This is a genomic window from Neorhizobium sp. R1-B, assembly GCF_004368875.1.
GTDB classification, from domain to species: Bacteria; Pseudomonadota; Alphaproteobacteria; order Rhizobiales; family Rhizobiaceae; genus Neorhizobium; species Neorhizobium huautlense.
Genome location: NZ_SOEM01000003.1, coordinates 107,131 through 119,889 on the forward strand (window position 1 = coordinate 107,131; position 12,759 = coordinate 119,889).

A 12,759-nucleotide genomic window follows, 5' to 3' on the forward strand; every position below is an offset into this window, starting at 1 on the left:
AAACGCTATTGCATTCGAAGGCGGCGGCGGTAAAAGGCCCGCATCCAGCTTCAAAACAGGCGGACCGCAATGAAGGTTTTCGCAGGCAATTCGAACCGGCATCTCGCCGACGCGATCTGCAGCTATCTTAATGTACCAGTCGGAAAAGCCAGCGTAAGGCGATTTGCAGACCAGGAAATCTTCGTTGAAATTCAGGAAAATGTGCGCGGGGAAGACGTGTTCGTCATCCAGTCGACGTCCTTTCCGACCAACGACAACCTGATGGAACTGCTGATCATGATCGATGCGTTCCGGCGCTCCTCCGCCCGGCGCATCACCGCAGTGCTTCCCTATTTCGGTTATGCGCGCCAGGATCGCAAGGCGGGTCCTCGAACTCCAATTTCGGCAAAGCTCGTCGCCAACCTGATCACCGAAGCCGGGGCAGACCGCGTATTGACGCTTGATCTGCATGCCGGCCAGATCCAGGGCTTTTTCGATATTCCGACCGACAATCTTTATGCGGTGCCGATCCTCGCCCGCGACGTCAAGGAGCATTACGACCTCAACAATGTGATGGTCGTTTCGCCTGATGTCGGCGGCGTCGTCCGCGCCAGGTCGCTTGCCAAACGTATCGACTGTCAGCTCGCCATCGTCGACAAGCGCCGCGAACGAGCGGGCGAATCCGAAGTCATGAACGTCATCGGCGATGTCCATGGCAAGGATTGCCTTCTCATCGACGACATCGTCGATTCCGGCGGAACGCTCTGCAACGCGGCGGAAGCGCTGCTGAAGAACGGGGCGACAAGCGTCACCGCCTACATCACCCACGGCGTCCTCTCCGGCGGCGCCGTCACGCGCATCGCGACATCCAAGCTGCGCGAACTTGTCATCACCGATTCCATCCAGCCGACCACGGCCGTGCAGTCGGCCCCCAATATCCGGGTGATCACCACCGCCAATCTGCTTGGCGAGGCCATCAACCGCACGGCGATGGAATCATCGGTCTCCAGCCTGTTCGACTGAGCTTTTCAACTGCAGGTATTTCGATAAGGTCCTCGTACCAACAACGAGGAGAGATTCGCGATGAACGGCTTTTCCGGACGATCGAAGACATGGGCTCTTGCCCTTCTTCTTCCCGTGCTTTCGAGCTGTGTCGAAGACGGGCCTGGTCCGGGCGGTTATAATCCGCCTCCACGCCCCTGGCCCGAACCGCGGCCGCAGATGTGCACGATGGAATATCGGCCGGTCTGCGGCGAGCGCGGCGGGCGACTGGAAACCTTCGGCAATGCCTGCCAGGCGCGCGAGCGCGGCTTTCGGATCGTCGGCACCGGCGAGTGCTCGCGTCGCCCGGACCGGCCCGACTGGGACGATCGTCCCGGCAGGCCCGATTGGGACAGGCCGTCTCGTCCGGATTGGGATAGGCCCGAGCGCCCCGATCAAGGCGGCGCCTGCACCCGGGAATACCGGCCCGTCTGCGGGCAGCTTGGCCCAACCCGGCAAACCTTCCCGAATGCCTGCGAGGCCTCGAATGCCGGCTTCCGATCGGTCACGCCGGGAGAATGCCGTCGCTGAGCCGGCGGGCACGACGAGGTTTCCTTGCAAAACACCAGGGCAACCGTCCTGGTGTTTTGCTTTGCCGGGCTGCTTTGACTAGGTAAGGACCAGACGCAGGAGATTCCGCATGGCAGCACGCGACCGCTATTCCCGAAAACTCGAATGTTCCCAATGTGGGAATACCGGCTTTGCCGAGGTATCCGAGACCGACGACAAGCGGCAGAACAATCGCGACTTCCGGATCGACGAACTACCGCGCGGCTTCTTCACCGAATTCCCGTCGACCGACCCTCGCAAATACATGCTGCGTTGCGGCCAGTGCGGACACAAGTTCCGCTTCGAGCAGAAAACGATCTATGCACCAGGCGGCGAGCCTCGCCGCTGACCCGCAGCCTCAGGTTAGCAAGCGCTACCAAGCCCGCCTACTGGAGTACCTGCCCGTTGACGGTGAGGCTTTTGCCATCTTCGAATTTGATGTCCCAGCGCAGGCGACCGTCGGCCTCGGTCTTTGCCATTCCCTTTGCCATCATCACCGCGAAAGAGACCTGGTTGAATTGCGGGTCAGCCTTGGCGGCCTGTTGGAAGTACTGGATGAGCTTATCCACGTCCCGGGCAAAAATCGAAGTCTCGAGCGTGTAGCGATCCTTCTGGTCCGGGTAACCGCTCATCGCTCCGGAAGCCTCGACGTCATAGAGTGGGGATTTCGCAACGACCTTCGGAAAGTCGATCTTGATCTGGCCGTCCGGAAGGAAGGCTTCGCCAAGACGTGCGCTTTGCGCCTCGGGCAAGGGGCCGGAGGTCGAGAGGTCGATTTCCATAAGGGTGTCGACAAAGCGGGTGAAGTTGAGATCGGTGATTCCCATCTGTATCTCGGCAATTTCAGGCACCAACTGCGCATAAAGCTCTGGGATGAGGCCGGGCGGAGCGGAAATGTTCTCCACCCCAATGCCGAAGCCGATTCGCGTCGCCTCGGAAGGTTCCGTCATGGCAAGCGTATAATCCAGTTTACCCAGTTCGAAATCGCCGATCTGGCTGGCCACCACGAAACGGTTGAAGGTGATTTTTTCCGACAGCGAACTGAAGAAGGGCATCGCGCCACGGATCAGTTTCTTCAGCTCAGCGAGCTCGGCCTGCGAGGGTTTTTCATTCTTGACGAGTTCAAGCCCGAACGAAACGAGATTTCGGATCTTTTCCGGCACGACGCCCTCGACACCAACGTCGAAGTCGAGGCTCTCGGCACGGATCTGTATTGGCGGGTTCTCGGCGGTGGTAACCCGCTCGTAGAATCTCGAAAATGCCCCCTTGCCCCGGAAATCGGTGGCGCCAGCTATCGCAGCCCCGGTCGACGTGAGGGAATAATTCATGGCGGCAAAGCTCGCCTCAAGCTCTTCGGCTCCGGTCTTGGATACGATACGGATCGGCCCGGATGTCATCTCGCCCGAACGAAGATAGCTGATCGCGGGATCGAAAATGCCCGAAAAGACCGCATCGGTCACCGAATAGGTGAGATCGGTGGACTTGCCGTCCGGCATCTTGCCCTGAATGGAGACGTTCAGGTCGCTGTCGCTGTTGAGCTTCCACAGCCCGCCGTTCACCGGCGCCGCAAAAACGGAGAAAGGTGTCAGGCCGGATATGGAAAAGTCTCCACTCCCGATATCGCCGAGAAGCTTGGCGAAATCGTATTTGATTTCGTAGCGCTCTCCGGAAGGGATAACTGTCAGAAACCCGCCGTTCCGCACCTCCTCGGGCAAATAATGGCTGAGGTCGTCGCGAAGTTTGCGAGCACCCTGATCGTTGATTTCTGCTGCTGCAAGCGGCTGCACAAAAGACACTGCCGCTACGCTCGCTGCAATCCATATCCGACGCATTTCCTGAGGCCCCTTCCCTCGTTGACCGAGGCGTGAATTTGGATAAGGTAGAAGAGAAGTCAAGCTCGGTATTGTTAAGCGACCGCAATACTTGCGCTTCCGGCGCCTTTGTATTATAGCCCGCCCGTCCGCGCAGACACCCTTGGAGGCAACGCGGATGAAGCGCATCGGACGATGCCCTTCGGTTTGACGCGGCGACCTCGCCGGGAAAAACTCTCCAGACAACCTCGAAAGGATATGCCATGAGCCACGCATCATACGAGCTCAAGGCCGAGGCGCGCGAACGGGTAGGTAAGGGGTCCTCCCGTGAACTTCGCCGCAACGGTTTGATTCCCGCTGTCATCTATGGTGACAAGCAGGCCCCCCTCGCGATCGCACTCTCGACCAACGAAGTGACGAAGCGCATCCACGCCGGCGGTTTCATGACCACCGTCGCAACCATCGAAGTCGAAGGCCAGAAGATCCAGGTTCTCCCGAAGGATTACCAGCTGGATCCGGTCCGTGACTTCACCATGCATGTCGATTTCCTGCGCGTTTCCGGCGACACCGAGGTTTCGGTCGAAGTTCCGGTTCACTTCGTCAACGAAGAGAAGTCGGCAGTCAAGATCGGCGGCGTCCTGAACGTCGTTCGTCACGAAGTCGAGCTTTACTGCCCGGCCAACGACATTCCGGAATTCATCACGGTCGATCTGGCTGGCGCCAAGATCGGCGACAGCCTCCACATCTCCGCGGTAAAGCTGCCGAAGGGCGTTCGTCCGGTCATCGCTGACCGCGACTTCACCATCGCCACGATCGTTGCCCCGGCTGGCGGCGTCGAAGAAGCTGCAGAAGAAGCGCCTGCTTCCGAATAACGAAGCAGACAATCCAACAAAAGAACCCGCCTTCGTCCGAAGGCGGGTTTTTTATTGCAGAATATACAACTTCTTTACTACGGTTCTACAACCGGACAAATCTCGCCAGCCCGGTTCAGTGAAGTTTAATCAATGCGTGAAAGCATGAACTGAGTTTGAGGATAAGGGAACAATCCGGCATCACCGGAGGATAAGTGCGGGAAAGACGAATGACTCGTTCTGTGGAGAGTCGTTTCATCGCGATCATTTCTGGCGCCCTGCTGGTCGTCGTCGCTCCGCTTTTCACGCTGTTTCTGGCGCTCTCTTCGCAACAGGCAGCCAAGAACCAGGGTGAGCATGTCAATGTCATGCTGATCACCAACTCCCAGGCGCTTGGGAAGCCGCTTTGGGACCTGGACACCGACAGCATCCGCCAAATCGCCTCCGTACTCATCGCAGACTCCGCCATTTTCGGCGTGCAGATCAACGACAACACCGGCAAGCTCAATATTGCAGAGGTGGATGTCAACCCGGTTGATTTCCGCGGGCTGCAATCGATCTCCGAGCCGATCTTCTACAAATCCCAGCAGGGAATGCGCAATGTCGGCAGCATCACCGTCTACGTGCCAAAGCTAGGATGGTTTTCCGCCCTGCACGAGATGGAAATGGCCTTCATTTCCATCTTCATCATCGCCATCCTGACCGTTTTTGGAGCCGCCATCCTCGGCAACCGCGTGATGGTGATCAAGCCGCTGATGCGGCTGACGGCCGCTATCGAGGCAACCCGCCGCCTCGGCTCGCGCCACCACGTCGACTGGCGCTCCAATGACGAGATGGGCCGGCTGGCCAAAAGCTTCAACGAGATGCAGAGCCTCCTCGAACGCGAGGAACGGGAACTGAAACGGGCACATCAGCAGACGACGGAGATCTACAATCTCACTCCGGCCATGTTGTTCTCGCTTGACCGCAGCGACCAGATAGCTGCCGTCAGCGACTATTGGCTGCTTGCCACCGGTTATCGCCGCGACGATGTGATCAATCGTCCCTTTGCCGATCTCGTGGCTCCCGCAGACAGGGAGATCTACCACGAGCGCAAGGTACAGGGAAAATCGAGCGGTCCGGTGATCGAGGTGACGGTCCGCTTCCTTTGTGCCGATGGCCGCATGATCGACGTTCTGATCGTCGAAACCGAATTGAGTGCCGCAAGCGGCAGCATTCCCGGATCGCTCAGCGTCATGACCGATGTCACCGAGCTGAAGCAATCGGAACTGCGCAATCACCAGCAGGCCATATCCGATCACCTGACCGGGCTATTGAACCGCCAGGGCTTCGAGGCGATGCTCGACCGGAAGATTGCCGAGGCGGATGAGGCAGAAACCGAAGTCGCGTGCCTTTTCGTTGATCTCGACCGATTCAAGGCGATTAACGACAATCTCGGCCATGCCGCCGGGGATGCCATCCTGTGCCAGTTTGTCGAACGAACAAAACCGATGCTGCACGAGAACGACAGCGCATCGCGTCTCGGGGGCGACGAGTTCGCAATCCTGATTGCTGGCGCCGACGCCCAGCATCGCGCGATCGACCTGGCCCAGACGATCGTCGACATGTTCGAGGTGCCGTTCTGCGCGCACGGCACCGGCGTCCGGCTCAGCGCCAGCATCGGTCTCGCCTTTTATCCCACCCATGCCGCCAGCGCCGCAGAACTCCTGCAGAAATCCGATATGGCCATGTATGCCCGCAAACGCGACGGCAAGAATGGGTCGCAGGTCTATGATCCGGCCATTCTGGACCAGACACGGGAAAGGGCCGAGATCGAAAGCGATATCGAAGCCGGCATTGCCGCCAACTGGTTCGAGGCACATTTCCAGCCGATCGTCGACATCGACACGGACATGCCATCGGGCTTCGAAGCGCTGATGCGCATGCGTCATCCGCGCAAAGGTTTGCTGTCGCCGGCAGGCATTATCAGCGTCGCCGAGGAAACCGGGACCATCGGCCAGATCGGCAACCTCATCCTGGAAGAGGCGATGGCCAACCTTGCCCGGGTTTCGCACCTGCCCGGGATGGAAGAAACCTATGTCGCCGTCAATTTTTCGCCGCTGCAGTTCGAGCCCGGCCTGCTCGCCCGCCTTGCCGGACTGATCGGCCGTCACGGCATTGAACCTTCCCGCCTCGTCATCGAGATCACCGAAGCAGTGCTGATGCATGACAATCCCGAGATCCGCACCATCCTCAACGATCTTCACACTCTCGGATGCCGCATCGCACTCGACGACTTCGGAACAGGTTATTCTTCGCTCAGCTATATGAGCCGTTTCCCGGTCGATATCGTCAAGATCGACCAGTCCTTCATTCGCTCGCTGACGGAACAGGCCGGCGATATCTCCACCAAGAATCGGATGCTGGTCGAAGGGATAAGCGCGATTTCCCATAAGATGAATTGCAAGGTCGTCGCCGAGGGCGTTGAAACGGAAGATCAGCGCGCGCTGCTCCGCCAGATGGGCATCGACTACGCTCAGGGCTATCTCTTCTCGAGGCCCCGCGAAATTTCCGAACTGGTCTCGGCCCTATCTGCCCGGCAGGCCGAAGTGAGGTCCATGGCGAGTTAGAGCATCGTCTCCGCCGGACGACATGCTGAGTCAGGAAGACAACGTGCTCGTTTGGAGGGGAACAGATGAAAAGGGCATTACTGCTTCTCGCCAGTTTCAGTTTCGCGTCTGGTATCGCTGCCCAGACCCCCGTTGTCTTCATGACCGAATCCTACCCGCCCTTCAGCTATCAGGAACCGGGGGGCAAATATCGCGGCGCCGGCATCGACCAGATCGAGATCATCATGCGGGAGACCCAGGTTCCATACACACTGGAAATCCTGCCCTGGGCCCGAGCGATCGCCATGGCGGAAACGCAAGCCGACCACTGTATCTTCGCGGCAGCCCGAACAGCGGAGCGCGAGGCCCGGTTTAAGTGGGTGGTTCCGCTTTTCATTGACCGCAATATTCTGGTCCGGCACGGCAGCTCGAAAGTTTCGGCGACCACAATGGACGAAGCCAAGCACTATACGGTCGGCACCCATCGTGCCGATTATACCGAAGGTCTTCTAAGGAGCTTCGGCTTCCCGAAGATCGACCTCAGTTCCGACTTCGATACGACGCTTCGCAAATTGCTTGAGGACCGCATCGAGATGATGCCCATGTCGGAAGGCGCCTACGAAAAGCTTAGAGCGGCCGGAACCGCAGTCGAGAAAGTGTTTGTGTTTTCAGAGCAGGATCTCGGCATTGCCTGCAACAGGGCCACGCCCGATGAGCTGATCACGACGATGCAGGCCAATCTCGACAGGCTCATCAAGGACGGCGTTCAGACCGCCATCTTCAACCGTTACGGCATCAACCAGCCCAAGTAGCACTGCTCGACAATGAAACCGGTTGACATTGCCGGCGTTTCGCGTTGGTGAAGACCATCAGCGAAGGACGGATTTCTTCATGCTTATCATTGCGGGTCTCGGCAACCCCGGTTCCAAATATGCGGGCAACCGGCACAATATCGGCTTCATGGCGGTCGACGCGATCCAGCGGCGGCCCGGCTTTTCCACGTGGTCGAAGAAATTCAAGGCAGAAATCTCCGAAGGCGAACTCGCCGGCGAAAAGGTGCTGCTGCTGAAGCCGCAGACCTTCATGAACCTCTCCGGCGAAGCCGTCGGCGAAGCGATGCGTTTCTATAAACTCGGCCCGGAAAACGTCGTCGCGATCTATGACGAACTCGACCTGCCCGCCGGCAAGGCCCGCATCAAGACAGGCGGCGGCCACGGGGGCCACAACGGCATCAAGTCTCTCGACGCCCATTGCGGCAAGGACTATCGGCGCCTGCGCCTCGGCATCGGCCACCCCGGCGTCAAGGAACTGGTGCACAATCACGTGCTCGGCGATTTCGCCAAGGCCGATCAGTCCTGGCTTTCGCCTCTCCTCGACGCGATCGCAGACAATGCCGAGATGCTGGTGAAGGCCGAGGATTCGCAGCTGATGAATAAGCTGGCGCTTGCCATCGGCAGCAAACCGGACGACGAGAAGCCGAAGGCCGAGAAGGCCACGCAACCGAAGCTGGCCGGCAAATCGCATATTCATCAGGCCCGCGGCGGCGCCAAGGCGAATATCCCGACTAGCGGCCCGATGGCCGAGATCCTGAAGAAGATGTTCGGCGACAAGGGTAAGTGAGACGGCTCCGGCTGCTTCCCGAGAAAACAGATACAATCGGAAAATCTGGAATGAACAAGGCTACCAACCCGAGCGACGTCACCGGCGAGCTCTTCACGCTTCGCGACTACTGGCGCTACGCCATCTCCCGCTTCAACGCGGCCAACCTGAGCTTCGGGCACGGCACGACGACGGCGGGTGACGACGCCGCGTTTCTTATCCTCGATTCGCTCGACCTGCCGATCGACGCGCTCGATCCGTTTCTCGATGCGCGCCTGCTGCCGGCTGAACGCCGTCTCCTCGCCGAGCGGATCGAGGCGCGCGTCACAACCCGCAAACCAACGTCGTACATTACCGGCCATGCTTATATTCAGGGCGTGCGTTTCCACGTGGACGAGCGGGTCATCGTGCCGCGCTCGCATATCGGCGAAATCCTGTTCTCCGAATACCTGAGCGGGGAAGGCTCGTCCTTCCTCCCGGATCCCCTCAGCGTGGAAAGCGCGGTCGACATCTGCACCGGTTCCGGATGCCTTGCCATTCTGGCGGCCAAGTTCTTTCCCAATGCGGAAGTCGACGCTGTCGACCTCTCTCCCGATGCGCTGGAAGTCGCGAAACTCAATGTCACGGAGCACGGGGTCGAGGGCCAGGTCAGCCTTTATGAAGGGGACTTGTTCGCGCCACTGGGCAAGAAGAAATACGATCTGATCATCACCAATCCGCCTTATGTGGATCATGAGGCAATGGAAGGCTTTCCAGACGAGTTCCGCGCCGAACCCGCCATGGCTTTCGATGGGGGTGAAGACGGGCTCGATATCGTCCGGCAGCTGCTTGCCGAAGCGCCAAAGCACCTCAACCCGGGCGGTGGCATGCTTTGCGAGATCGGCTCGGGGCGGGAGATCCTTGAAGAGGAATTTCCGGATCTCGAACTGCTGTGGCTGGAAACGGCGGAATCCCAGGATGCCGTCTTCTGGGTCAGCGCCGAAGCACTGGGCGTCCAAGCCGGGGAATAAGCCCTATTCCTCGGGTTCCGTCGTGAACATCAGCGGATAACCCGCATCCTTGGCGAGATCCACGGCCTCCTTGGCTTTGGTCTCGGCGATATCCTTGGCGCAGACCACGACCACGCATGTGCCCATGCGATGCGCCGTCAACATGACCCGATAACCGGTCTCCTCGCTCATGCGGAAGACGGCCTTCAGCACCATGATGACGAATTCGCGCGGCGTATAGTCGTCATTGACGAGTATCACCTTGTAGAGCTTCGGCCGCTCGACTTTGGGCTTTGTGGTCGTTTTCGGTTTTAGGGTAGTGTCCTCGGCCATCGGCCTCTCCTGACGATGCAATCCTATCGGGAGACATGCCGGCTATATCGCACCGCAACCGCCATATTTCAAGCAACCGGTTGGTGAACGGCAGGTCAGCCTGCATCGGAAAGCAACAGGCAGTCGCGGCCTTTTGCGCGGATGATAGCGACCGCACGCTTGTCGAAACTCACAAACGTATCACCACCTACTCGTCGACCTTCGAATTCGATCACGCCGTCAGCGAAATCTCCGCCGGCATCAAGAAAGGCGAGGCCGGCCTCAACGGCGTCGCGATTGCAGGAGATCCTTGGATCATCGACAAGCTTACGCAGTGACAATGCTATATCGGGTGCATCAAGCTTATAGCTTCGCGAAAGGACCCAGACAAATTCGCAAATCGCCGGGAGCGGCAACGCGATTGCATCAAGCTCGGCAAGATAACGTCTTGCCAGGTGGGACTGCCATACATCGTCATCGAGCACCGCCCGTAGGAGCAGGTTCGTATCAGCGATGATCATTTTCGCCCGCCCAGGCCTTCGCGATCTCTTCGTTGATTTCCTCGATGGTCAAGTGAACGTTGTGCTTATTCTTGAGGCTTCCGAAAAATGCTTCGAGTCCGCCTGTCTTCTTAGCTTTGACGACATCCTTACCGGTGGTTTTCAGGGCTGACAGTTCGAGCGTTCCGTCGGCGCGTTCCACCACGGCAACCTGGTCGCCCGGCCGCATCCCGAGACGCTTCAGGACATCCTGAGTGAGCGTTACCTCGCCCTCTTTCGTCACTGTGAAAACGGTCATTGCCGACTCCTTCTCCGTTAAAATAAGATCAAATGGCCCTGCCCGCAAGGCAACCGCTCTGGCCCTTTCGCCTTGCAGTGTCCCGACCAAGCCTTGACCGTCAGGACAGTTTCCCCCATAGCCACAGCAACGAAATTTCTAGCGATATAGGGTCCGGACCCATGGGTTTTAAATGCGGTATCGTGGGCCTGCCGAATGTCGGCAAGTCCACCCTCTTCAACGCACTCACCAAGACGGCGGCAGCGCAGGCCGCCAATTATCCCTTCTGCACGATCGAACCGAACACGGGCGAAGTGGCCGTTCCCGATCCCCGCATGCAGAAGCTTGCGGCAATCGCCGGCTCCAAGGAAATCATCCCGACGCGCATCTCCTTCGTGGATATCGCCGGCCTGGTGCGCGGCGCGTCGAAGGGTGAAGGCCTCGGCAACAAGTTCCTGGCCAACATCCGCGAAGTCGACGCGGTCGTGCATGTGCTGCGCTGCTTCGAGGATGACGACATCACCCATGTCGAAGGCCGCATCGATCCGGTCGGTGACGCCGACACCATCGAGACCGAGCTAATGCTCGCCGATCTGGAAAGCCTGGAACGCCGTGTCGAGCAGACCCGCAAGCGGGCGACCGGCAAGGACAAGGATTCGATCGCGCAGCTGCCGGTGATGGAAGCGGTGATCAAGCTCCTGAACGACGGCAAGCCGGCCCGGCTGCTTTTGAAGACGCTGGCGCCCGAAGAGATCGAGATCCTGAAGGGCCTCAACCTTCTGACCTCGCACCCGGTTCTCTACGTCTGCAACGTCGCGGAGGCCGATGCATCGACCGGCAACAAGCACACCGAGGCCGTCGCGGCGATGGCCAAGGAACAGGGCGCCGAATGCGTCGTCATCTCGGCCGCGATCGAGTCCGAAGTGGCGCAACTTCCGGAAGAGGAGGCCAAGGAATTTCTCTCCGCGCTCGGGCTTGAAGAAGCAGGCCTGGACCGGCTGATCCGCGCCGGTTACCATCTGCTGGACCTGATCACCTATTTCACCGTCGGCCCCAAGGAAACACGCGCCTGGACGATCGTGCGCGGCACCAAGGCGCCGCAAGCCGCCGGCGTCATCCACACCGACTTCGAACGCGGCTTCATCCGTGCGTTCACGATCTCCTACGACGATTACATCAACTTCAAGGGTGAAGTCGGGGCCAAGGAAGCCGGCAAGGGGCGTGACGAAGGCAAGGAATATGTCGTCAATGACGGCGACGTCATCCACTTCCGCTTCAACACCTGATATCGAGGGCGGGAGGGCCTCATGGCGGGAAACGAATTCTATTTCGAGGACTTTACGGCCGGGCGGGTTTTTCCCCTCGCGTCGAAACTGGTGACGGCCGGCGAAATCATCGAATTCGCCGGGGAGTTCGATCCGCAGCCCATGCACCTGTCGGAGGAAGCCGGCAGGGCCAGCATTCTCGGCGGGCTATCGGCCTCCGGCTGGCACACGGCCAGTGTATTCATGCGGATGATGTTCGACGGCTGGCTGTCGCGTTCCTCGTCTGAAGGCTCTCCCGGCATCGAATTCATGGAATGGAAGAAGCCGGTGCTTGCCGGCGATACGCTTTCCGGCAGGTCCACCGTTCTGGAGTCTCGCCCCCTGCGCTCGCGCCCCGGTATTGGCCTCGTGAGGTTCCTTCATCAGGTGGAGAACCAGCGTGGCGAGATCGTCATGCGCGGGGAAAACCCCATCATGATGCGCTTGCGCGCGGCCCGCGAGGACGCCGCATGAGGCTGATCGAACTCTCCCCGCCGGGCCGCAAAGTGGTCACCGGCACCCTGCTTTTCACCACCGAGGATATCATCCGTTTCGCGAAAAAGTTCGATCCGCAGCCCTTTCACGTGGATGCGGAAGCGGCGAAGGACTATGTCTTCGGCGCCCTTTGCGCCTCCGGCTGGCACACCTGCGCCGGCTGGATGAAGACCTACATTGCCTATTGGACGAAAGAGGTCGCGCGCCTTGAGAGCGAAGGTCTCATCGCTCCGAAGCTCGGTCCCTCCGCCGGATTCAAGAAGCTTCAGTGGCTGAAGCCGGTTTATGCGGGCGACACTATCACCTATTCCGTCCAGCTCACCGAAAGCCGCCCTCTCACCTCGCGCTCCGGCACCTTTATCAACATGACCATCAACGACGGCGTAAACCAGCACGGCGACGTGGTGATGCGCTACGAAGGCACTGTTCTCGAGTTTGCGTAGGCCGGGCTGGCGTTCGCCCTC

15 protein-coding genes are annotated in these 12,759 nt (G+C 59.3%); 11 read left to right on the forward strand and 4 right to left on the reverse strand.

Annotation, left to right across the window (positions count from 1 at the left end):
* Positions 1-69: 69 nt before the first annotated feature.
* The 3 genes from EDE05_RS05500 to EDE05_RS05510 all read left to right on the forward strand — a co-directional run bounded on the left by EDE05_RS05500 (position 70) and on the right by EDE05_RS05510 (position 1,918).
* Positions 70-1,002, forward strand: coding sequence for a ribose-phosphate pyrophosphokinase (locus EDE05_RS05500; RefSeq protein WP_105370272.1), 933 nt, complete (start codon positions 70-72; stop codon positions 1,000-1,002).
* Positions 1,003-1,062: 60 nt separating this feature from the next.
* The gene (locus tag EDE05_RS05505; RefSeq protein ID WP_132409041.1) at positions 1,063-1,551 is read left to right on the forward strand and encodes a Kazal-type serine protease inhibitor domain-containing protein; all 489 of its coding nucleotides are present in this window, start codon (positions 1,063-1,065) and stop codon (positions 1,549-1,551) included.
* Between the two features lie 109 nt (positions 1,552-1,660).
* Positions 1,661-1,918 carry a hypothetical protein gene (locus tag EDE05_RS05510; RefSeq protein ID WP_105370274.1) on the forward strand — a complete coding sequence of 86 codons (258 nt, stop codon included), beginning with the start codon at positions 1,661-1,663 and terminating at the stop codon, positions 1,916-1,918.
* A 37-nt stretch (positions 1,919-1,955) separates the two neighbouring features.
* Here EDE05_RS05510 and EDE05_RS05515 read toward each other — a convergent pair whose 3' ends face one another.
* On the reverse strand, positions 1,956-3,401 hold the full coding sequence (locus EDE05_RS05515; protein ID WP_132409043.1) for a hypothetical protein: 1,446 nt from the start codon (positions 3,399-3,401) through the stop codon (positions 1,956-1,958).
* 242 nt (positions 3,402-3,643) lie between these two features.
* Here EDE05_RS05515 and EDE05_RS05520 point away from each other — a divergent pair, with 242 nt between their 5' ends.
* From EDE05_RS05520 to prmB, 5 genes are all read left to right on the forward strand, one after another.
* A complete protein-coding gene (locus EDE05_RS05520) occupies positions 3,644-4,252 on the forward strand; it encodes a 50S ribosomal protein L25/general stress protein Ctc (RefSeq protein WP_105370276.1) in 609 nt (202 codons plus the stop codon).
* 209 nt (positions 4,253-4,461) lie between these two features.
* Complete coding sequence (locus tag EDE05_RS05525; protein WP_132409045.1) at positions 4,462-6,840, forward strand: EAL domain-containing protein; 2,379 nt, start codon at positions 4,462-4,464, stop codon at positions 6,838-6,840.
* 65 nt (positions 6,841-6,905) lie between these two features.
* Positions 6,906-7,631, forward strand: coding sequence for a transporter substrate-binding domain-containing protein (locus EDE05_RS05530; protein ID WP_105370278.1), 726 nt, complete (start codon positions 6,906-6,908; stop codon positions 7,629-7,631).
* Positions 7,632-7,710: 79 nt separating this feature from the next.
* On the forward strand, positions 7,711-8,439 hold the full coding sequence (gene pth / locus EDE05_RS05535; RefSeq protein WP_132409047.1) for an aminoacyl-tRNA hydrolase: 729 nt from the start codon (positions 7,711-7,713) through the stop codon (positions 8,437-8,439).
* 50 nt (positions 8,440-8,489) lie between these two features.
* Positions 8,490-9,428, forward strand: a complete 939-nt coding sequence (gene prmB / locus EDE05_RS05540; protein WP_105370280.1) for a 50S ribosomal protein L3 N(5)-glutamine methyltransferase — start codon at positions 8,490-8,492, stop codon at positions 9,426-9,428.
* 3 nt (positions 9,429-9,431) lie between these two features.
* Here prmB and clpS read toward each other — a convergent pair whose 3' ends face one another.
* The 3 genes from clpS to EDE05_RS05555 all read right to left on the reverse strand — a co-directional run bounded on the left by clpS (position 9,432) and on the right by EDE05_RS05555 (position 10,517).
* Positions 9,432-9,740 carry an ATP-dependent Clp protease adapter ClpS gene (gene clpS, locus EDE05_RS05545; protein WP_105370281.1) on the reverse strand — a complete coding sequence of 103 codons (309 nt, stop codon included), beginning with the start codon at positions 9,738-9,740 and terminating at the stop codon, positions 9,432-9,434.
* Between the two features lie 95 nt (positions 9,741-9,835).
* Complete coding sequence (locus EDE05_RS05550; protein WP_105370282.1) at positions 9,836-10,240, reverse strand: type II toxin-antitoxin system VapC family toxin; 405 nt, start codon at positions 10,238-10,240, stop codon at positions 9,836-9,838.
* Positions 10,227-10,517, reverse strand: coding sequence for an AbrB/MazE/SpoVT family DNA-binding domain-containing protein (locus EDE05_RS05555; RefSeq protein ID WP_112800942.1), 291 nt, complete (start codon positions 10,515-10,517; stop codon positions 10,227-10,229). Before EDE05_RS05555 ends, EDE05_RS05550 begins: the two co-directional genes overlap by 14 nt.
* 161 nt (positions 10,518-10,678) lie before the next feature.
* Between EDE05_RS05555 and ychF the strand changes: the two genes are divergently transcribed.
* From ychF to EDE05_RS05570, 3 genes are read left to right on the forward strand one after another with little or no spacing between them, the layout of a single operon-like run.
* Positions 10,679-11,782, forward strand: coding sequence for a redox-regulated ATPase YchF (gene ychF / locus EDE05_RS05560; protein ID WP_105370284.1), 1,104 nt, complete (start codon positions 10,679-10,681; stop codon positions 11,780-11,782).
* A 21-nt stretch (positions 11,783-11,803) separates the two neighbouring features.
* Positions 11,804-12,274 (forward strand): MaoC family dehydratase, encoded by a 471-nt coding sequence (locus EDE05_RS05565; protein ID WP_105370285.1) that lies wholly within the window; start codon positions 11,804-11,806, stop codon positions 12,272-12,274.
* Positions 12,271-12,738, forward strand: a complete 468-nt coding sequence (locus EDE05_RS05570) for a MaoC family dehydratase (protein ID WP_132409049.1) — start codon at positions 12,271-12,273, stop codon at positions 12,736-12,738. Before EDE05_RS05565 ends, EDE05_RS05570 begins: the two co-directional genes overlap by 4 nt.
* Positions 12,739-12,759 lie beyond the last annotated feature (21 nt).

What these genes read in the sequence shown, in the direction of transcription:
- EDE05_RS05500 (WP_105370272.1), top strand. Translation starts at nt 70, where the DNA reads ATGAAGGTTTTCGCAGGCAATTCGAACCGGCATCTCGCCGACGCGATC.
- EDE05_RS05505 (WP_132409041.1), top strand. Translation starts at nt 1,063, where the DNA reads ATGAACGGCTTTTCCGGACGATCGAAGACATGGGCTCTTGCCCTTCTT.
- EDE05_RS05510 (WP_105370274.1), top strand. Translation starts at nt 1,661, where the DNA reads ATGGCAGCACGCGACCGCTATTCCCGAAAACTCGAATGTTCCCAATGT.
- EDE05_RS05515 (WP_132409043.1), bottom strand. Translation starts at nt 3,401, where the DNA reads ATGCGTCGGATATGGATTGCAGCGAGCGTAGCGGCAGTGTCTTTTGTG.
- EDE05_RS05520 (WP_105370276.1), top strand. Translation starts at nt 3,644, where the DNA reads ATGAGCCACGCATCATACGAGCTCAAGGCCGAGGCGCGCGAACGGGTA.
- EDE05_RS05525 (WP_132409045.1), top strand. Translation starts at nt 4,462, where the DNA reads ATGACTCGTTCTGTGGAGAGTCGTTTCATCGCGATCATTTCTGGCGCC.
- EDE05_RS05530 (WP_105370278.1), top strand. Translation starts at nt 6,906, where the DNA reads ATGAAAAGGGCATTACTGCTTCTCGCCAGTTTCAGTTTCGCGTCTGGT.
- pth (WP_132409047.1), top strand. Translation starts at nt 7,711, where the DNA reads ATGCTTATCATTGCGGGTCTCGGCAACCCCGGTTCCAAATATGCGGGC.
- prmB (WP_105370280.1), top strand. Translation starts at nt 8,490, where the DNA reads ATGAACAAGGCTACCAACCCGAGCGACGTCACCGGCGAGCTCTTCACG.
- clpS (WP_105370281.1), bottom strand. Translation starts at nt 9,740, where the DNA reads ATGGCCGAGGACACTACCCTAAAACCGAAAACGACCACAAAGCCCAAA.
- EDE05_RS05550 (WP_105370282.1), bottom strand. Translation starts at nt 10,240, where the DNA reads ATGATCATCGCTGATACGAACCTGCTCCTACGGGCGGTGCTCGATGAC.
- EDE05_RS05555 (WP_112800942.1), bottom strand. Translation starts at nt 10,517, where the DNA reads ATGACCGTTTTCACAGTGACGAAAGAGGGCGAGGTAACGCTCACTCAG.
- ychF (WP_105370284.1), top strand. Translation starts at nt 10,679, where the DNA reads ATGGGTTTTAAATGCGGTATCGTGGGCCTGCCGAATGTCGGCAAGTCC.
- EDE05_RS05565 (WP_105370285.1), top strand. Translation starts at nt 11,804, where the DNA reads ATGGCGGGAAACGAATTCTATTTCGAGGACTTTACGGCCGGGCGGGTT.
- EDE05_RS05570 (WP_132409049.1), top strand. Translation starts at nt 12,271, where the DNA reads ATGAGGCTGATCGAACTCTCCCCGCCGGGCCGCAAAGTGGTCACCGGC.